Origin of the sequence: Anaerococcus hydrogenalis DSM 7454, from assembly GCF_000173355.1 — a bacterium.
Taxonomy (GTDB): domain Bacteria; phylum Bacillota; class Clostridia; order Tissierellales; family Peptoniphilaceae; genus Anaerococcus; species Anaerococcus hydrogenalis.
Genome location: NZ_ABXA01000036.1, coordinates 64,049 through 84,851, shown reverse-complemented (window position 1 = coordinate 84,851; position 20,803 = coordinate 64,049). Strand labels below are relative to the sequence as shown.

Below are 20,803 nucleotides of genomic sequence, written 5' to 3'. Positions count from 1 at the left end.
AATTTAATAAAAACTTTTAAAAAATAAATCCGATTCGAAGATTATTTTTAATCTATAAATCGGATTTTTTATTTTCTATTTGATTTTTTCAATTATTCTAGATGATGTTTCAAAATCATCGCTTGTTCCTGTTATTGCTTTGTTTTCTTTTGCTATTTTTGACATTTGATCTAGAATTTCACTAATCTCAGTTAAATCTCCAGATTTATTTGCAAGCTTATCTATTCCCTTTGTCTTATAATCACTTAGACCTTTTTTGAATTTTTCAAATGATGATACATATTGATCGCTTCCATTTTTTAATTGGCCTGTAGAATTACTTAATTTGTTTATTCCATTATCTAATTGTTTTAATCCATTTGCCATTGGATTTATTGCTGTTTCATTTATATTTGCAAGTTGTGAAAGGGATTTGGATCTTTCTTGGAATTGGTTTAATCCGCTAGAAAGAGAAGCTGAACCATTTAGTAATTCTCCTGAATTAGAGTCTAGTTGATTAATTGCACCAGAAAGTTTATTTACCCCTACTTGGTTTCTTTGGGCGCCTTCTTTTAATTTTTCAGATCCTGCCTTAATTTTACCAGTAGCATCATCTATCATTATTACTGATTCTTCTAATTTTTTAATATTACTATTTGATAAAGAAGAACTGATTTTTTTGCTAGCTTGTGAAAGCTTTGCTGATGATGTTTGGACTTTTTCTTTAGAATCATTTAATTTTGAACTTACTTGTCCTAGTCCACTATTTGCTTTATTAATTGATGAAGTTAATTCTTCTGATCCGCCTGCTAGTTGTCCAAGTCCTTCTTTTATAGAAAGATTTGCTTGGCTATTTACACTTAAGGATTGTGATTCTATGCTTAAGCCTTGTTTTATAGCATTTAAATTTTCAATTTCTGATGAAAGAGATCCATCTTCATTTTTTGCTTGTAAGTTTGCTATAACTTGGTCAATTGCACCTACTTGTGCATTTATATTTTGGGCACTAGAATCAAGACCTGGTAGATTTTGAGCACTTTGATTTAAATTATTTATTCCTTGACTTAAAGTTTTTGAAGATTCTTCAATTTTTATATATCCACCATTTATTTGATTAATGCTTTCTGCAAGTGGGCTAATTCCATTTGATAATTCATCAAGACCACTTGATAATTGTCCCATTGATTCAGTAAGAACGCTTAAATCATTATTATTTGAACTTTGCTTTAAGGTATTTCTTAATGAGCTTGTACCCTTATTTAATTTTTCAAGTGATGAATCAATTTCACTTGCACCATTGTTTAAACTTTCTGCTCCTTGGTTTAAAAGGGCCATATTTTTATTTATTTCTCCAACAGCTCCTGTATATTGATTTACTCCTGAGTATAATTTTGATCCACCATTATTTAGTTGATTTACAGCTGAGTTAATAGTTTGTATCTTTCCTGGCAAAGTTGAAAATCCATTTGCTAATTGGTCAAAGGAGCTAACAATTTTACTTGAACCTTGGGATAGCTTACCTGCTCCTTCATTTAATTTTCCTATTCCATCATTTAATTTTTTACTTCCTTGATCTAACTGATTTGAACCATCAACTAGTTTTGCTGCATTTTCTTCTAATTCATTTACACCATTTTTTAATTGGTCTAAAGAATCAAGTTTTCCTTCTTCTTGGAAGAATTCATTACTTATAAGAGCATATATTTCTGTTGGTTCGTAATCTGTAACATCCATTTCCATTTCAACTTTATCTTTGAAATTATCTAATTTATCCCCTTCAATAATTCCATCAAAATTTTCTCTTAGTCCTGGTGTTAAAACAGCTGCAATAATTTCATTTTTTCCATCTTTTACAAGTTTTCCACTATCTGTTGTAAGATTTTTCACCTTTTCTGAATTAAAATTAATTTCTGTAAGGGCAAGGTATGGTGAATATATTTCTCTTTCTTCTCCATTTATATTTGCCTTTGTTTTTGTATTATTAACAGCTTCAATTTTAATTTTTAAATGGCCAGACTTACCCTTTAATTTATCAAAGGTCATTTCTTTTCCATCTAAAAAATATTTTACATTAATGTCAACTGGTAAATCTTCTTTTGAGTCTCCTTGGTAATAAATATCCTTACTATCTTCATTCCAGTTAATATAGCCGTTTTCTAAATTTACCTTCTTATCTGTTTTTAAATTTTTAATATTCTTTAAACTTGTTTTATCTTTAATTTTTATATCATTATCAGAATTTATCCAAATGGAACCTGTCTTATCTTTTATTTTATTAGCTTCTTTTGTAACATATATTGTTTCATTTTTTCTTACACTTGAATCTTGTGCATAAGCAACATTTGTCATTAATAATGAACTTGCAAGAACTAGTGAGAAACCTTTCATTAATTTATTTTTCATATCTTCCTCCTAATTTAATCCCTTTGTTGTTTTCTTAATAAATGGAAATGCAATTTTTATAACAGCTGGAAGGAATAATATTATTGAAAGCATACTTATTATTGCCCCTCTTGCCAATAGCATACAAATTGTTGAAACTATTTCCATTTTTGAATATAATCCTACACCTACAGTTGCTGCCATAAATGATAAGGCAGATGTAACAATTGATTTAGATGTTTCCTTTACAGTCAATTTTAATGCCTCATCTACATCTTTGGTTTCTTTATATTCTACTAAAAATCTATCCATCATAAGAATTGAATAATCTATTGTTGAACCTAATTGAACTACTCCTATAATTATTGATGTTACGAATGGAATAGTTTGACCTAGATAAAATGGAATTCCCATATTTATTTGAATAGCAAGTTCGATTACAGAAATCAAAACTACTGGAATAGCAAATGACTTAAATACTACAGCAATAATTATAAAAACTATAATAATTGAAGCTATATTTACCATTTTAAAATCCCTATCTGATAAAACAGTTAAATCTTTTGTCAAAACTGCTTCTCCAGTTAAGTATCCATTTTTATCATGTTTTTTTACAATTTTATTTATCTTATCAACTTGTTTATTTACCTTATCAGATGCTGTTTGATATTTTGAATTTATCATAATCATTTGATAGCCGTTTTTGACAAAATTATCTTTTAATTTATCAGGTAAAACTGAATCTGGTATGGTCAAACCTGTTATTGAGTTTGCAGACAAAACATTATTTACTCCATCCACTTCTTTTATTTCATCTATAAGTGAACTTATATTATTTTTGCTCAAATCTTCATCTACTACTACAAAGTGAGTTGATGCCATATTAAAATCTTTTTTCATCTTATTTAAGGCAACTATTGAGTCTAAGTCTTGTGGCAAGGACCTATCGAGATTGTAATAAAGATTTGTATTTCTTGCCCCGTAAATTGCAGGTATAAATAAAATTAAAAAGGCAATAAATAATCCATTTTTATGATTTAATACAAAATTTGATGTTTTATCAAATGAAGGCAAAAATATTTTATGGTTAAATCTTGCAACCAATTTTTCTGCTATTAAAATCATTGGTGGTAAAACCACAACTGTAGAAATTAACCCCAACAAAACACCCTTACTCATTACAAGACCTATATCTTTTCCAAGTCCTAAACGCATTAGGATTAGTACAATAAAGCCTGCAAAAGTTGTAAATGATGATGCAAATATTGAGGATACAGTTTTTTGTATAGCTATATCCATGGCATCATTTTTATCTTCATTATTTTTCTTCTCTTCTACATATCTGTGATATAAGAATATAGAATAATCTGTAGTTACTGCCAATTGCAAAACAGCTGCAATAGCTTTTGTTATATAGGAAATTTCTCCTAAAAATAAATTTGTACCAAAATTATATAAAATTGCATAGCCAATATTTAAAATAAATAAAAATGGTATTATAGTAGATTCATTTGTAAGAGATAAGATTACAAGGGCCAAAACAACTGCCAATAAGACATAGATTGGTGTTTCTTGGTCAATTAAATCTTTTGTATCTTTTACAAGTGAACTAATTCCACTTAAAAATTTCTCTTTTGATTCTATTTTTTTAATATTTTCTATGGCTTTCATAGTCCTAAAAGATGAAGAACTTTCAGCAAATTTTACCATCAACAAGGTACAATCTTTAGAATAAAAAACATCTCTTATTTCATCTGGCAAAAATTCATTTGGAATACTATCGCCAAGAATTGATGTTTTTGAAATAACATCCTCTACCCCATCAATTTTTAAAATTTCATTTTTAAGTTTATCAGCATCATGATCATCACCTTTCAAAAGTAGCATGCCCGTGGCAGCATTTTTGAAATCTTTATCAAGAATTTCTTGTCCCTGGGTTGATTCTAAGTCAGCTGGTAAATATGACAAGATATCATAATTTACTCCCGTAGCCTTATATCCAAACCAAGAAGGTATTAATAATATAGTCATTATTAATAAAACAAGTCTGGGATGGTGAGAAATAAACTTGCTTATTCTTTTCATTACTTATCTCCTGTTCTATTAAAAATTTTTCTAATAATAGCAAATAAAACTGGTTTCATTTCATCAATTGATAAAACTGAATCCTTTAAAACAGCACTCTTACAAGTAGACATCATGATTTCTAGGGTGAGAGAAAGTATATAAAGTTTTTGAGATTCTGTGTGGCTTTCTAAAAATAAATTATCGTATTTATTTAAAATAAATTTCAAAGTCGAATCAGCTTCGCTAAGCCCATAATCATTTTCAATTTTTGTATAAAGTGTCCAGGTTATATTTTTACTTAAAAGATCTAGTTCAAAAGGATGGGCTATTAGATAATCAATTATGTAATCAACAAATGAAATATATCTTTCTATAGGATCTTTTTGTACACAAACTTTTTCAGCATTTAAAATAATTTCGGTTGCAATATTTAAAACCATTTTTTCTTTTAAATCCTTCTTGTCTGTATAATACAAATAAAATGTACCTAAACCGAATCCAGCCTCAGTCATAATATCCCTAATTGAAGTTTTATCAGCTCCCTTTTCTTTAAATATTTTTATAGCTGAATCCATAATTTTCTCTTCTTTATTTCCCACATCACTCATATAAAAAATTTCTCCTTATCCTACTTAAATACAAAATGAACACAGTTCATTTTTTGCTACATTTATATGATACAAGTTTTATGAACAATGTTCAACTATTTTTTTTATTTTTATTAATTTTATTTAGATTTCTCTATAGCCTCCTTTATTAAATCAACTCCTTGACCTATTTCATCACGGCTTAAATTTGCAAAGCCTAATATAAAATAATTTTCCTTTCCATTTTTTTTATAAAGAAATCTATTTAAATTAATTAATCTTAAAGATTTTTCCTTTAATAATTCATTGAATTTTACAATATCCACTGACTTATCAATTTTTATAAGTAAATGCAAAGAATCTATTCTTTCAGGAAAAGAAATTTCTTCAATTTCTTCTAATTTTTGAACTATAAAATTGAACTTTTTAAAATAAATATTTTTCATCCTATTTATATGTTTTTCAAATTCTCCACTTTTAATAAAATTCGCCAAGGCTTTTTGTACAAAAGTTGATACTGTATTTGATAGGCCCTTAAAATTTCTCTCGTATTTTTCTAACAAGGCATCTGGCAAAACCATATAAGATATTCTTAATGAAGGAGCTAATAATTTTGAAAAGTTTCCAAAATAAATTACATCAGAATTTTTATCCATGGCCTTTAGACTTTCTGTAGGATATCCCCTAAATTTAAATTCACTATCGTAATCATCTTCGATAATATACCTATCTTTAGAAAGAGAAGCCCAGTTTAATAATTCTATTCTTCTCTGAATCGACATAACTGTACCCATCGGAAATTGGTGAAAAGGGGTCACAAAAAGACAAAGTGCATTCAAATCAGCAAGTTTATCAATTTTTACTCCCTCATTATCAAGTTCTAAGGGGATGGGGTTTTTTAAATCATAAGTATAGAATTTATTTCCAAAGGCGTATCCAGGATTTTCAAATGCGAAAAGGGTTTGGTCTGTTAAAAGATTTTTTATAATTGAAAATAAATGTTCGGTTGATGAAGAAATAATTATATTTCTTGAATTTGTTTTTATATTTCTTGAATTTTTCAAATAAATTTTTATAGCATTTCTTAAAGGTTCATATCCCTTATAAGATCCCTTATCCAAGATCTTTATGTCATTTTTATCAATGGATTCTCTCATATATTTTTGCATGATTTTATAGGGGAAATTTTCATAATCTACCCCACTTATTGAAAAATCATATTTAATTTCTTGACTGATATCTATTTTTTCTTCTATATTTTTCTTATCTAAAATTATCAAATCATCTATTTTCCTGCAATAAAACCCACTCTTATCCTTCACATAAATATAGCCTTCTTCTTCAAGCTTATAGTAAACTTTTTTTATTGTATTAATGGATACATTTATATCCTTGGATAAATTTCTGATTGATGGAAGTTTTTCCCCTTCTTTAATTTCACCTTTTATTATTTTATTTTTTATAATTTCATAAATCTTATCATATAAAAATTTTTTGTTTTTTGGTAAGTTTAAATACATCTGTACCCCTCATTTTTTTATTTTTTGTTACTTTTATTAGTTACAGTTTAGCATATAATTAAATCAAAAGAAATATTAAGGAGTAAAAAAATGCCAGATAAAGATATAAATTTAAAATTTGAAAAAAAGGTTATCATGGATGTTATGAACGTTGAGCAAGCTAAAATTGCTGAGGCTGCTGGTGCAAGTGCAGTTATGGCTCTTGAAAGAGTTCCTGCAGATATTAGGGCTGCTGGTGGTGTTTCTAGAATGAGCGATCCTAAGATGATTGAAGAGATTATGAAAGCTGTTAAAATTCCTGTAATGGCAAAGGTAAGAATTGGTCATTTTGTTGAAGCACAAATTCTTGAATCCTTAGGCGTTGATTATATTGACGAATCTGAGGTTTTAACAGTTGCTGATGATTTTAACCATATTGATAAAAAGAAATTTAAAACTCCATTTGTTTGTGGAGCAAGAAATATTTCTGAAGCTTTGAGAAGAATTTCTGAAGGTGCTTCTATGATTAGGACAAAGGGTGAAGCTGGAACTGGAAATGTTGTTCAAGCTGTAAGACATATGAGAGAAATTAACAGGGAAATCCAAAGAATTTCTGTTTTAACTGATGATGAAATTTTTTCTTATGCAAAAGATTTGGCAGTTGATGTTGATCTTTTAAAATATGTTAGAGATAATAAAAAACTTCCTGTTGCAAATCTTTCTGCAGGCGGAGTTGCAACTCCTGCTGATGCTGCTTTGATGATGCAACTTGGAGCTTATGGTGTATTTGTTGGAAGTGGAATATTTAAATCAGGAAATCCTGAAAAAAGAGCAAATGCAATAGTAAAAGCCGTAGCAAATTATGACAATCCAGATGTGATTCTTGAAGTTTCAAAAGATCTTGGAGAGGCTATGGTTGGAATCAACGAAGACGAAATTAAAGAAATTTTTGAAAATAGGTAAAAATAAAAATCAAACAATTGCCCCATATAAAAAATTCTGCAAATTAATTTGCAGAATTTTTCTTTATACTCTTTTTAATAAATCTTTTAACCATTTTTCATCTTCAGGATCTGATGAATACCTTTTTTTAAGGTCAATCGATTTTATAGCCTTCATATCCTCATCATCAAGTGAAAAATCAAAAATATTTATATTTTCCTTTATTCTTTCTGGATTGGTTGATTTTGGAATTGGCATTGTTCCTCTTTCAACATGCCAACGCAAAACTATTTGGGCAGGAGTTTTATTATATTTATTAGCAAGTTTTTTTATTACAAATTCTTCCAGTAACTCACTTCTACCCCTAGCAATTGGTGACCAAGCTTGGTGGATTATATTATTTTCTTTTAAAAATTTTACAGTATCGTCATTTTGAAAATGTGGACTTGATTCTAATTGGTCGATTGCAGGTTTTTCTCCAATTTCTAAAAGTTTTTTTAGTTGAGAAAGTTCAAAATTTGAAACTCCAATTGTTTTTACTATCCCTTGTCTTTTATAATCTTCAAAAACTTTCCAAGACTTATCAAAATCCTTTCCAAACCAGTGAAGTAAAACTACATCTAAATAATCTGTTTGTAATTTTTCTAAAGACTCATCCAATGATTTCTTTGTTTTATCATAGCCAAAATCACTTGGCCAAACTTTTGTAGCAAGTTGATACTGGTCTCTTTTTTTACCAGAATTTTTAAGCTCAGCTCCAATCATATCTTCATTTTCATAAAGTTTTGCTGTATCTATATATTCATAACCATTTTCTAAGGCTGCTTCTATGGTTTTTGCAATATCTTCTCTATTTGTTATTTTATAAGTCCCAAGTCCTAGGACTGGAATTTTATTGCCATCATTTAATTTAAAATATTTCATACCTACCTCCTGTTTTATTTTTCTACCCCTAAATTTATGTTATAATCATCCTATGAAAACTGTATTAATAACAGGCTCATCAAGAGGAATTGGTGAGGCCATAGCAAAAAAATTAAATAAATCCTATAATTTGGTTTTAACCTATAATAAAAATAAGGATAAGGCTTTAAATTTATTAGGTGACTTAAGAAAAGAAAATCCAAATGTAATTGCTGTTAAATGTGATGTAAAAAATGAAGAAGATGTCAATAATTTATTTGACCTTGCTGAAAAAAAATTTTTCTCATGTAGATATTTTGATAAATAACGCAGGAATTTCATATTTTGGTCTTCTTCAAGATATGGATTTTTCTTCTTGGAATGAGATCATAAATACAAATTTATCATCAATATTTCTAACTTCAAAAAGAGCAATTCCAAATATGCTAAGTCAAAAATCTGGTGTAATAATAAATATGTCATCTATTTGGGGAAACTTTGGATCAAGTTTTGAAGTTGCCTATTCTGCGAGTAAGGGGGGAATTAATTCTTTTACAAAAGCCCTTTCAAAAGAGCTCTTACCATCAAATATTAGGGTAAATGCAATTTCTCCTGGAATTGTAGATACAGATATGACCAAACTTGATTTAACTGAAGATGACAAAAAATCCTTAAAAGAAGACTTAATTGAAAAAAGATTTGCAAAATCCGAAGAAATTGCAAATCTTGTTGAGTTTTTAATATCTGATAAGGGATCTTATATTACAGGATCAATTTTTGATATTAATGGTGGTTTTTATTAACTTGTTCAAATTCTTTAAAATTGTACCAATAAATATATGATTTTGAAACTTTTTTTCCAAGGGCTTCTTCTATGGAGTCCTTGTAAATTTCTAATTGTTTATCGTAAAATCCTTCTCTCTTATATGAATCTGTTTTAAAATCCATTAAAATTATATGATCTTCAAATTCAAACATTATATCAATCTGACCATTAACATAAAAATTGTCGATTTTTCTTAAAAATGACTCCTCTTTTCTTATAAGAGGCGATTTTTCTCTTATGTCCTTAATTAGATTTGAATTAAAAAATCCCAAAATATTTTCAAAATTTAAGTAGGATATATATTCTTTTTTATTTTTCTTAAATCAATAAGCTTATCAATTTCTATTTTCAAGGAATCTAAATCATATTCTTTAAATTCAAGCTCTTGAAAAATTTTATGGATAAGAGTACCTTTTTGTGTTGGTGAAAGACTTATTTGATCAAAATTTGGTCTTCTAAAATCATGGGAAATTTCCACATCATCAAAGCTAGATTTTTCGTAGCCATTATTTGATAAATCATAATTTTTAGCAATTTCTGTTACAGATTTTTTTAATGATTTATTTGTATTTTCCAAATTTTCATAAGAATAAGAAAAAATTTCTTTAATGTTTTTATAAATTTTCTCATCATAATTTTTTCCATCAATCATATCTTTTACATCAGTAAAATTAAGTTCTGAGTTTAGCTTAAATTCCTCAATGTAATCAATTTTTACAGCCCCATTTCTAAAATTATCAGTCTTATAATCCAAATCTATAAAATCAGCCATAATTTTATCCTCTAAGAGGATTTTTAAAATCCAATCCATATAGGAAGATAAATCGAGTATTGAATCTGAGCTAATAATTTTATCAAGGCCTTTTTCATTTAAATCTTTTTGACCTATAATTGATAATTTTCTTTCTGCACGGGTTAGGGCAACATATAGGACTCTCATCTCTTCTTTTTTATCATTTAAATTTAATTTTTCTAAGATTAAATCTCTTTTTATTGATGAAATTTTTATTTTATTATCCCAATCAGAAATATTTATTCCTATTCCCAAATCCTTATCCAAAAGCATATCCTTACTTTTACCTCTGGTATTAAATCCTTTTGAAGCTTCTGGCAAAATTACCGCCTTAAATTCCAAACCCTTTGACTTGTGGATAGTCATAATCCTTACCAAATCTTCTTCATCAGATAAATTTCTTGATGCTTTTAGATTATCCTTTTTTTGATTTTTCAAATTATCTATATAAGTTAAAAATCCAAACAAGGAATTTTCATTATTTTTATCATAATCATCCATAAGTTCTATAAAAGCTTCAATATTTTGAACTCTTTCATATCCCCTATCCCTAGCTTTTAAAAAATCATAGTATCCAGATTTTTCAAAAATAATATTTGCAAAATCATACATATTAGAAAAATTTAAAATATAAGAAAAATCTGCAAAATTTGTATTAAAATCTGAAATTTTTTGACTTAATTCATCATCAAAATTTTCTTCATAAAGTGAAAATTTTTCATAAAAGAATTTTTTGTCAGAAGAAAGGCTTATTAATGAAAGTTCATCTTCAGAAAAATCAAAAATTTCACTTCTTAAGACAGAAAGTAAGGTAAAATCATCTTTTGGATTTGCTATATATTTTAAAATATTTATGAAAAAATTAACTTCTACAGTTTCAAAAGAAATTTTTGAAATATCAGATGAGAAAGGAATGCCTGCCTTTTTTAATTCATTTTCTATTAAATATGCCTTTGAAGATGACCTTAATAAAATCGCTATGTCTTTATAAGACATACCTGAATTTATTAAATCATCAATTTCTTTTATTAAATATTCTTCTTCATTAATACTTGCATTTAAAGCCTTAATCGAAACTTTGGGATATTTTTCATCAAATTCAAAATGATAATTTAGCCTATGATTATCGTCCTTATAGGCAATATCAGAATTTTTTTTAGTCATTAGCCTATCAAAAATATAGTTATTAAAATCAATCAAATCCTTGTCAGTCCTAAAATTTTTAGATAAATTTATCCTTACAGAGTCCGAATCTTTTTCATAAGATTCTAATTTTTCCAAAAATAGTTCAGGTCTAGCATTTCTAAAGCCGTAGATTGATTGTTTTACATCTCCTACAAAAAATAAATTATTTTTATTTTTTAGCTTATCAACTATATAGTTTTGTATATCATTGGAATCTTGATATTCATCGAAGAAAATATATTTAAATTGTTTTTGCAATTTTTCCACTAAGTCGTCATTTTCTAATAATTTTATAAATTCATGTTCCATATCAGAAAAATCCAAATAATTTTCTTCTCTTTTTTTGTTCTTATAAATTTTTTCAAATTCAAAAACCAAATTTTTAAGCTCAGCTAAAACCTCTTCTTCTTTTGGATCAAAAAATGCCTTTGTTATGGAATCTGTATTTACAACTATATTTTTCAATTCAATAAATTGGTCCTTGTAATAGTTTCTTTTTGTTTTTACAAATAAATCTTCATTAGGATCATCCTTATTTTTATTAAATCTTGTTTTTGCTTTAAGATTATAGTCAAATTTTTCAAGACTATCGTCCCACTCATCTTCTGTTACATATTTTTTTAGATTATAAAAATAAGAAAGGTCCTCATCCATCATTTGGATAAATTCTTTACGCATTGACTTTTCTTCTATAAATATTTTCAATTCTTCAGCGTTTTTTATTATATCATCTACTTTTTTCTCAATAATTTTTTTAAATTCAGAAAAATCGAATTTATTACTTGTGTGATATTTTATCCAATTTTCAGGGTCTACTTGGCTTTTTGAAAAATCATATAAGTCCAAAACAATTTCTTTTGCATCCTTATCATCTTTCTCCTTGGCAAAATTATGCAAAAAATCAATAAATTCTTGGTCATTTTTTTCATATTCATTTTCAAAAAGTTCATCTATGGCATCTTTTCTAAGTAGGGCTTGCTTAGAATCAGCAGCAATTTTAAAAGATGGCGAAAGATTATCAGACAAATAAAAATTTTCCCTAAGCATATCAGCGCAAAAAGAGTGGAGAGTTTTTATAAAGGCATCATTTATAGCTTTTATTTGTTTTTTAACAAAAGAACTATCAATTTTTTCATCATCCAAAAGCTCAGATAATTTTTCCCTAATCCTATCTTTCATTTCAACAGAAGCCTTGTTAGTAAAGGTTACAATTATCATATTTTTTATAGGGATTTTTTCCTCAATCATCAAAGATACTACCCTATCTACCAAAACCCTAGTTTTTCCACTACCTGCTGCTGCAGAAACTATTATATTTTTATTTCTAATTTCAATTGCTTTTTTCTGATCATCAGTTGGCTTAAATTTACTCATCTGATAGCTCCTTTTTTATCTTAGCTAAGGAAATATCTTTATTTATATCCCTAAATTTATCTTGATCGATTGTATAATCAAATTTACAAATTGATTTAAATTCACAATTTTTACATTCATAAGTATTTTGATTTTCTCTTAGAGGATTTAATTTTATATTTCCATCTTTAATTTGGCATATATAATTTGAAATTAATTTTTTTATAAATTTTTCCAAAATTTCTTCCTCTTCCGGTGTAAATATATTTACCTTGCCTCTAGATATTTTAAAAATATCAGATTTTTTCCCATCAAAATCTTCATCCAAAAGCTTTAAAACTTCCTCATTAATTTTTATAATAAGGCCATTCATTTTTGTCTTTTTATTATAAATATCAAGAATTGTTTTTTTCGTAACAGGATCATCAATTTTTTGAACCTCATCTTTAAGGGGCAAATAAAAACTTGCTACTGGTGAGAGATTTTCTGATTTTTTTTTCTTTAACTGAAAGCATATATACAAAAAGTTGAAGTTGAATTCCATTAAAAACGTATTTAATATTTATTTCAGTACTGCCCGTCTTATAATCAATAATTCTTACAAAATCTTCAAACCTATCTATCCTGTCAATTCTTCCTTCTAAATAATTATGATCATCAACATAAACTTCAGGATATTTTTGACCCTTACCATATTTTTCCTCAACTCCATCAATTTGAAATTTTCCCTTTTTATTTGGTCTAAAACTTTCTTTGTAGATTTTTGTGTAGATCCATAAACATTTGATAAGATAAACTTGTTTTTATTATCATTTGCTCTCACTTTTTCTAAAGAACTTTCAATAGCTTTTTCAAAATTTTCTTTTACTAGACTTTCTAGTTTCTTATCATCAAGATTTTCAATGTCTATTCCCCTTAAATCTTTTGAAATATTTTCCATATTATAGTGGACAATATTTCCAATTTCCATCATATCTACATCCAAATTTTTACTTTTTTTTGCCCTTAATCCATAATTGATAAAGTATTTGTAAGGGCACCTTGCATATGACTCTATTTCTGAAACAGAAAACCTATTTTTATTGTAAAGCTTTTTAGAAATTTCCTTATCTAGTGGATTTTTTTGGTTAGAGTAGGTAAATCCTTTTATAAATAAATCATAGGAAGAATTTTTGGAAATATTAAATTCATAATTTTTTGAAAAATCTTTTTTAAATTGAAGATAAGCTTTTACAAATTCTTTTTCTATCTCGCTTACCTTCTCCTTTTCTTTAATATCCCACAAAATTTGGTAAGCCTTCATATCCAAAAGATCTTTTGAATATTTTACAAGATCAAATTTTCCTGTTGAAATTTTTTGATAACTTATATTTGGAAAAATATTTATAATATCAGAAATGCTTGTAGATTTATTCATAGGATCATTATTTTTATTTATTAGAGAATATGAGAAAATAATTTTTTGTGATGAGGTAAACATCCTTAAAATATTTAAAAGAATCTTATCATTCTTTTTTGCCTTATAAATTTTAAGGTCAAAGCCTTCTTTTTCTAGGGAAGTTTTTTCGTTTTCTGAAATTAACATATCAGAATTATTATTTTCTGGAAAATAAATATCGGTCATCCCTACAAAAATTTTTATCTTCCTATCATTTATCCTATCTCTTGAAAAATCTCCAATTAAAACTTGGTCAATTGCTGGTGGAATCAAACCAATAGTAGTCGCCTCACATGCCTTTTGAATTAATTTATAAATTTTTCTAAGATTGGCCTTGCCATCTTTCATTATCGATACAATTTGTTCAAGAATTGTTATAAATTTATCCCAAATTTGCTTATTTTCTTCATAAATTTCAATTTTATTGTCTTTTATATATTCTTGGTAATGGTTAAAGCCGGATTTTATCCTTTCATTATCGATAAGATTAAAAATCTTCTTTACAATATCACTTGCACTTATATTTTTATTTGATATTTCATAAAGGTCATTTGTCAAATCTAAAATAATTTTTCGAATTGAATTAACCTTAGCTAATTCTTCTTTTTTTTCTTCTTTTATCTCACCCTTATAAAAATTTTCATCTAGAGTAAAATATTTATCATCAAAAATCATTGACCCCTTAATTTTTCTGGTATTCATATAATTTTGAAAAACCAAAACTCTTTCTAGGGAATTTTCTCCAAAATCTATTAAATCTGACCTAATAAAGGCCTCAAGGTCAGTTTTTCTAAAATTAAAAACTACTAGCCTAATTAAAGAAAGCCAAGTTTTTACAACATGGTTGTCAGACATTTTTTGCGACTTATCTATAAAAATAGGGATATTCATTCTAGAAAAAATTCTTCTAATCAAATTTTCATACTCATCTTCATTTGCCATAACAAGTGAAATATCAGAATATGAATATCCTTTCCTAATTAATTTTTCTATCATCAAGGCCATATTTTCAATTTCATTAGTAGATGAAATTGATTCAACAATTTTTATATTAGAAGTCTTATCCCAAAACTTTTCTGGATTATATTTTTCAAAATTTTCATAAAGATGGTTAATATCTAAAATATCAGATTTTTTTTCTACATTTATTATTTGAATTTTATCCAAACTTTTTATACTTTCAACAAATCTCATAGATTGGTCAAAAATTTCCATGTCATTTGAAAAGTGATTTTGGTAATATTTTGAATCAAGAGAAATTGATACAGTAATTTTTGCGCCTATTTTTATAAGCTCTCTTATAAAATCTAATTTTAAATCTGATAATAGGTCAAATTTATCAAAGTAAAAATTTACATTTTTCAAAAAATCACAATATTTAATATTATCCTTGATAATACTAAGTTCATCCTCGCTATCAATATAAGAATTTTCTAATTTTTTTACATAAGAATCATAAATTATTTTTATTTCTTTAAATTTAAGCTTGGTCATGGTATCAAGATTTTCATTATTTTCTATTTGATCAAAAAAATCATGGTCAAAATAATATTCTTTTATATTTGATATAAAATCTGAAAGACTAGTAACAAAATCTATATCTGATGCCTTATTGGAAAATAATTTCAATTTATCATCAACTTCATCTAAAACACTTGTTAGTAAAATTGCCTTAGATACTTGATTTAAATTTTCATGTTTTTTTAAAGATAATCTTTGTGAGATATAGGAAATTAATGATGAAAAAGATAAAACTTTTGCATCCATTACAGACTTATATTTTATAGAATCAATAAAATCCATATCACTTTCCAGGGTATATTGCTCAGGAACTATTAAAAAAGATTGTTCCTTTTTTTTTAATTTTTCTTCTATATCCTTATAAATATAGAGGGAATTTTCCTCAGGAAATTTACTCATTATAACTTTTATCATACAACCACCTTCAAACTTGAGCCTTCCGTTTTTGAATATTTAACTTCAATTTTTGCATCAATTGCATTTTTCAATTCTTTTACGTGAGAAATTAAGCCGATAAATTTATTATCATAGGATAATTTTTCTATGGTCCTAATTGCTTTTTCTAAATAATCATCTGATAAGGACCCAAAACCTTCATCAATAAAAAGTGTGTCTATTTTTATGCCTCCATTTTCTCCACTTATTTCATCTGAAAGACCGAGGGCAAGGGCCAAAGATGCGATAAAAGTTTCTCCTCCAGAAAGTGAAGCTTCACTTCTAATTTTTCCAGTATTATAATCCAAAATTTCTATATCCAGACCATTGTTTTTTCTCTTATCACTTGTTTCTTTTTTTCTTAACATTTTAAATTGCCCATCACTCATATCCTTTAACCTAAGATTTGCATAAGTTAAAATTTTATTAAAATAATAAGAAAGAACAAAAGTCTCAAAATTAATTTTTTCCCTTCCAGAAACTTTAGATAAGGATCCATCACAAACTTTGGCAAGTTTATATAAAATTTCATCATCATTTTTTGACTTATCCAAAGAAATTTTTATCTTATTAATTTCTTTTTTACTTTCAGATAATTTTTCTATTTTTAATCTTATTGAAAATAAAAAATCATTTGTTTTTTCAATTTTTTTCTTTAAATTTTCTATATCTTCTTTTATTCTATCAGTTTGGTAGTACTCAATATTTTCATATTCCCTTAGACCTTCTATTCTTATAGAGATATTATTTAATTTTTCAAAATATAAGTCTATTTTTTCTTTTTGACTTATCAAATCATTTAAAAGATTTAAATATTTTAAAAATTCATCCATATTTTTGAAATTTTCATTTACTTTTTCATCAAAAATTTGGCTTTCTTTTAAGATTTTTTCCTTAGAAATTTTCAAATCAGACTCATAGTTTAAAATTAAAGAAGAGGATGATGACCTTTTATTTTCCAAATCTTTAATCTCATCGCTTAAAAATTTTATTCTTTTTTCTTCTTTACTTACATAGAGTCTATCTTTTTCTAAGCTTTTTTCAATTTCATTTTTATCAAAAACATCAAGTTCTTCTTTTTTACCTTATATTTATTTTGAAGATCACTTATGTCATCTAGATTTTGAAACTTATCGAGCTTATTTTTTAAATCTTTTAACTTATCTTCAATTAAATTTGCATTTTTATCAAGATTTTCCTTATTTTCTTTTTCTCATCATATACGGCAAGGTTTTTTTTGTATAAATTTCTAAGATCTTGATAAGATTTTTTATATTCATTTAAACTTTCTTCATAAACTTTAGGATCTTTTAACTTATTATCAATTGAATTTTTTAAATCAGATTTTTTTTCATTTAAATATTTAAGCTTAATCTTTAAATCCACGAAATCTTGCCTTATTTTTTCTAAATCAAAATCTCCTACTTCTAAAAATTCTACTTTTTTATCATAAATAGACCCACATATAGGGCAAATTCCATTTTTTTCTAAATCTTTTCTAAATTCATTAATTAGGATAGATTTTTTGGATTCTTCTGCTAATTTTAATTTCCCTCCTATATTTTTAAAATCAGCCTCTGCTTTTAAAAGTTCTTTTTCTAATTTTTCTAGGTCTTTTATTTTCTTATCATTTTCCAAAGATTTTTCAAAAAGACTTTGGTAATCCCTAAGCTCATCTTTTATTTTGTGCCCTTGATCATTTATTTTTTCAAGGTCTTTTGAAATATCAAGAAGTTTATCTGATAAGGCTCTTATATGATCACTTATTTGGTTCTTTTCTTCTAAAAGCACATCTATTTGATCCTTGTATTTTTTAGAAAGTTCTATATTTTGTATATTTTTTTTCCAATTCATTTTTTATAGAAAGAAGTTCATTGAATTTTTTCATTATTTGATCATTTTTTACTATATTTTCTTTTTTTGATCAATTATATTTTCTATTTCTTCAATATTTCCTAATTTTTCCCTAGATTCTAATAAATTTTTATCAATAATTTTAAGTTTATCTTTTTCATCATAATATTTTTTCTCTAAATCATTATAATTTTTCTTATTATCACTTAAATTTTCATAGTAGGGCTTAATTAGGATAGCCTTTTGTGAAAAATCTAATTCATTTTTTAAATTTTCATAGTAATCTTTTTTACTTAAAATTTCTTGTCTTTCTAAGTTTAAAGTCTCAAATAATCTTATTTGTTCATTTTCTTTTTCATAAAAACTTAGCTTTAAATTTTTATCATCTAAGATTTTTGATAAGGAATTTTTTTCTTTCTTCTTTTCATCAAATTTTTTTTCTAAATCATTAGATAAGTCTTCTATCACTTTTTCAATTTTAGAAAAATCCTTTAATTCAATTATTTCATCATCAATATTTTCATCCAATAAGTCATTTTTCTTAACTTCTGTTTTTAATTTATTTGCAATAAATTCTAATTTTTTCTTAGAATCCTTGCTGGCATCCTTTAATTTTTCTTCAATGTCTTTATAAATATAAGATGAAAAAATTTTAGATAAAAGAGTAGCCTTATCATCAGAGCTTGATTTTAAAAATTTTGAAAACTCACCTTGAGCTAAAATCATAACCCTATTTAATTGGTCAAAATTTAGACCTATCAAATCAATTATCTTCTTATCAGTTTTTTGTGGCCCATCAGATATTAAAATTTCTTTATCTTTTTCATACTTATAAAATTCAACACTATGGCCTACCTGCACATTGGCTCTTGTTTTTTTGGCCCTTTGTTTTGGAATTCTTTTTACCCTATATTTTTTACCATCAAGTTCAAAACTAAAATCCACATATGTAGGTGGGTCATTGACATTTAGAAAATCACTTCTTAGATCATCAATATTAAAAGCATGTCTTTGAACCTCACCAAAAAGAGCAAAACTTATAGCATCAAAAATTGAAGTTTTCCCACTGCCTGTATCTCCAGAAATTATAAAAATTTTGGAACTATATAGTTTTGTAAAATCTATAAAAGTTTTATTTTTATAGGTCATAAAGCCATACATTTCAAGACTTACTGGTTTCATTGAATCACCTTTTTAAAAATTTCATTATCTTTTTCACTCATATTCTCATCCATTTTAAATTTATAAAATTTTTGGAAAATTTCCATAGTAGATAAACTTTCAAGATCAATTTCTATATCATCATAACCTTCCAAATCAATGGTGTTTTTATATCTTATAGAGACAGCATGGGGAAATTTGATTTTTAATTTCGCCATGGGTGAATCTATGGGTTGATCATCCTTTAAAATAAATTCTATATATTCATTCGAATTTTCCATTTTTAAGATATTTTCAAAATAATCTTCAATTTGACAAAAATCATTTAAAGGCCTTATCTCTATTTCTTTTATAGAAATATTATCTTTTAAATCCACTACAGTCACTGACTTTTTTTGCCTTACTTCTGAAAATGAATACTTCATGAAAGTTCCACAATACCTAATTTTTTCATCAATTACAAAATGTTTTCTGTGAAGGTGGCCAAGAGCTACATAGTCAAAATTTTCAAATAAATTTGCATCCATAGCATCATTTCCCCCAATTGTTAGAGGCTTTTCCCCCTCAATTTCCTCATCTTCAAATGCCTTTTCATTTGCATAACAATGACTTATTAAAACATTCCTATCATTATAATCTATATCTTTAAGTAGAATCCTATATAAATCTGTAAAATTTTCTATATTTGGATCAATTTCATTTTTTGCCCTGGCTAAGGAAATGTAAGGAATCGGATAAAAATTAACCAGTCCAAATTCATCTTCAAGAGTTAAAGATTTATCAAAAGAACTTCCAAAAATATAATAAGAATTTTTTTCAAAAAAGCTTTTTGAGATTTCAAGCCTTTTTCCTGAATCATGGTTTCCAGAAATTGCTATAATTTTTTTCTTCAAATCAAAAATAATCTTATCAACAAAGTCAGAGTATACTTTCATAGACTCGCTATTTGGAATAGAGGTATCAAAAATATCACCAGCTATAATAACTATATCAATTTTTTCATTTTTTATAATATCTAAAATTTGGTCAAGACAATATTTTTGATCTTCAAGAAGTGAATATGATCCTATATTTTTTCCTATGTGGAGGTCTGATAAGTGTAATAATTTCATCAAGACTTCCTCACAAAAACAAATTCATCTTCAGTTGAATTATAAGGATCATAAATATAATCGCAAAGGATTATTTTTTTAATTTCTTCTGGGTCTTTGATTTTTTTGTTTATCAAATATTTAAGCATTCTCCCACGCATTTGCTTAGTATAGGAAACAATTGACCTTATTTTTCCATTCCTATCTTCCTTAAATGTTAAGGTTAATAATTTTTGATCTTTTTTTAAATATTTTTTTAATAGTTTTGCATATTCAGCACTTGCCAAATTTATAATAAAATCTTCATCCTCAAAGGCTTTTTCATAAATTTTATCAGCCCAAAATCCAGGCATATCAATTCCTTTTGAATCCATATATAACCTATAATCAGATATACCTGTAAAAGGCTTACAAAGACCATAAAGGGCAGAAATTATATAAACATGGTCATTTAAATAAGCCAAATCATTAAAATCTTCCTTTTTAAATTGTTTAAAAACAAGCCCATCATAAGAGAAAATTGCAGGGTTTTTTAAATTATTAAAATCAAAATCTTTGTAATCATAATAGGCCTTAATTGCTAAATCATCATTACAAAAAAACATATTTGCTAAATCATTTATAGAAAAACTCCTAAGTTTTTCAACCAAGTCTTTTGTTTCTTCTTCAAATAAAAGTCCTTCTGTTTTTTCATTTTCAAAATGTTTAAACCTTTTTGCAGGTGAAATTATTATTTTCATATCAAACCTTTCTATTTTAATTCTTAATTAATTATATCATAGAAAAT

Annotated in this window: 16 protein-coding genes and 1 pseudogene; 2 read left to right on the top strand and 15 right to left on the bottom strand. The window is 26.2% G+C overall.

Annotated elements, in window-relative coordinates; all coding sequences use genetic code 11:
* Positions 1-75 precede the first annotated feature (75 nt).
* The 4 genes from ANHYDRO_RS06395 to pdxR form a co-directional block, all read right to left on the bottom strand.
* Positions 76-2,382 (bottom strand): Mce/MlaD family protein, encoded by a 2,307-nt coding sequence (locus ANHYDRO_RS06395; RefSeq protein WP_004814698.1) that lies wholly within the window; start codon positions 2,380-2,382, stop codon positions 76-78.
* Between the two features lie 9 nt (positions 2,383-2,391).
* Complete coding sequence (locus tag ANHYDRO_RS06390) at positions 2,392-4,446, bottom strand: efflux RND transporter permease subunit (RefSeq protein WP_004814696.1); 2,055 nt, start codon at positions 4,444-4,446, stop codon at positions 2,392-2,394.
* Positions 4,446-5,036 carry a TetR/AcrR family transcriptional regulator gene (locus tag ANHYDRO_RS06385; RefSeq protein WP_004814694.1) on the bottom strand — a complete coding sequence of 197 codons (591 nt, stop codon included), beginning with the start codon at positions 5,034-5,036 and terminating at the stop codon, positions 4,446-4,448. The genes ANHYDRO_RS06390 and ANHYDRO_RS06385 overlap by 1 nt, the downstream gene beginning before the upstream one ends.
* A gap of 119 nt (positions 5,037-5,155) precedes the next feature.
* On the bottom strand, positions 5,156-6,535 hold the full coding sequence (gene pdxR, locus ANHYDRO_RS06380; RefSeq protein ID WP_004814692.1) for a MocR-like pyridoxine biosynthesis transcription factor PdxR: 1,380 nt from the start codon (positions 6,533-6,535) through the stop codon (positions 5,156-5,158).
* A gap of 90 nt (positions 6,536-6,625) precedes the next feature.
* Here pdxR and pdxS point away from each other — a divergent pair, with 90 nt between their 5' ends.
* Positions 6,626-7,477, top strand: coding sequence for a pyridoxal 5'-phosphate synthase lyase subunit PdxS (gene pdxS / locus ANHYDRO_RS06375; protein WP_004814690.1), 852 nt, complete (start codon positions 6,626-6,628; stop codon positions 7,475-7,477).
* Between the two features lie 63 nt (positions 7,478-7,540).
* Here the strand turns inward: pdxS and ANHYDRO_RS06370 are convergent, their stop codons facing one another.
* Positions 7,541-8,380, bottom strand: a complete 840-nt coding sequence (locus ANHYDRO_RS06370; RefSeq protein WP_004814688.1) for an aldo/keto reductase — start codon at positions 8,378-8,380, stop codon at positions 7,541-7,543.
* A gap of 52 nt (positions 8,381-8,432) precedes the next feature.
* Here ANHYDRO_RS06370 and ymfI point away from each other — a divergent pair.
* Positions 8,433-9,162: pseudogene (gene ymfI, locus ANHYDRO_RS06365) on the top strand (elongation factor P 5-aminopentanone reductase).
* Here ymfI and ANHYDRO_RS10730 read toward each other — a convergent pair.
* From ANHYDRO_RS10730 to ANHYDRO_RS06330, 10 genes are all read right to left on the bottom strand, one after another.
* The gene (locus ANHYDRO_RS10730) at positions 9,143-9,457 is read right to left on the bottom strand and encodes a hypothetical protein (RefSeq protein ID WP_004814683.1); all 315 of its coding nucleotides are present in this window, start codon (positions 9,455-9,457) and stop codon (positions 9,143-9,145) included. The pseudogene ymfI and the gene ANHYDRO_RS10730 sit on opposite strands and share 20 nt — an antisense overlap.
* Positions 9,458-9,471: 14 nt before the next feature.
* Positions 9,472-12,537, bottom strand: a complete 3,066-nt coding sequence (locus ANHYDRO_RS06355) for a UvrD-helicase domain-containing protein (protein ID WP_004814682.1) — start codon at positions 12,535-12,537, stop codon at positions 9,472-9,474.
* The gene (locus ANHYDRO_RS11205) at positions 12,530-13,039 is read right to left on the bottom strand and encodes a PD-(D/E)XK nuclease family protein (RefSeq protein ID WP_262359366.1); all 510 of its coding nucleotides are present in this window, start codon (positions 13,037-13,039) and stop codon (positions 12,530-12,532) included. The genes ANHYDRO_RS06355 and ANHYDRO_RS11205 overlap by 8 nt, the downstream gene beginning before the upstream one ends.
* The gene (locus tag ANHYDRO_RS11470; protein WP_081449350.1) at positions 12,963-13,232 is read right to left on the bottom strand and encodes a PD-(D/E)XK nuclease family protein; all 270 of its coding nucleotides are present in this window, start codon (positions 13,230-13,232) and stop codon (positions 12,963-12,965) included. The genes ANHYDRO_RS11205 and ANHYDRO_RS11470 overlap by 77 nt, the downstream gene beginning before the upstream one ends.
* Positions 13,157-15,889, bottom strand: a complete 2,733-nt coding sequence (locus ANHYDRO_RS11350) for a PD-(D/E)XK nuclease family protein (RefSeq protein WP_004814677.1) — start codon at positions 15,887-15,889, stop codon at positions 13,157-13,159. Before ANHYDRO_RS11350 ends, ANHYDRO_RS11470 begins: the two co-directional genes overlap by 76 nt.
* Positions 15,886-16,872 carry an SbcC/MukB-like Walker B domain-containing protein gene (locus ANHYDRO_RS10720; RefSeq protein WP_052588925.1) on the bottom strand — a complete coding sequence of 329 codons (987 nt, stop codon included), beginning with the start codon at positions 16,870-16,872 and terminating at the stop codon, positions 15,886-15,888. The genes ANHYDRO_RS11350 and ANHYDRO_RS10720 overlap by 4 nt, the downstream gene beginning before the upstream one ends.
* 208 nt (positions 16,873-17,080) lie before the next feature.
* Positions 17,081-17,764 carry a hypothetical protein gene (locus tag ANHYDRO_RS10715; RefSeq protein ID WP_004814672.1) on the bottom strand — a complete coding sequence of 228 codons (684 nt, stop codon included), beginning with the start codon at positions 17,762-17,764 and terminating at the stop codon, positions 17,081-17,083.
* A gap of 51 nt (positions 17,765-17,815) precedes the next feature.
* Positions 17,816-18,946, bottom strand: a complete 1,131-nt coding sequence (locus ANHYDRO_RS10710) for an AAA family ATPase (RefSeq protein WP_004814670.1) — start codon at positions 18,944-18,946, stop codon at positions 17,816-17,818.
* Positions 18,943-20,037 carry an exonuclease SbcCD subunit D gene (locus ANHYDRO_RS06335; protein ID WP_004814669.1) on the bottom strand — a complete coding sequence of 365 codons (1,095 nt, stop codon included), beginning with the start codon at positions 20,035-20,037 and terminating at the stop codon, positions 18,943-18,945. Before ANHYDRO_RS06335 ends, ANHYDRO_RS10710 begins: the two co-directional genes overlap by 4 nt.
* Positions 20,037-20,756, bottom strand: a complete 720-nt coding sequence (locus ANHYDRO_RS06330; protein WP_004814667.1) for a YaaA family protein — start codon at positions 20,754-20,756, stop codon at positions 20,037-20,039. Before ANHYDRO_RS06330 ends, ANHYDRO_RS06335 begins: the two co-directional genes overlap by 1 nt.
* Positions 20,757-20,803: the final 47 nt, after the last annotated feature.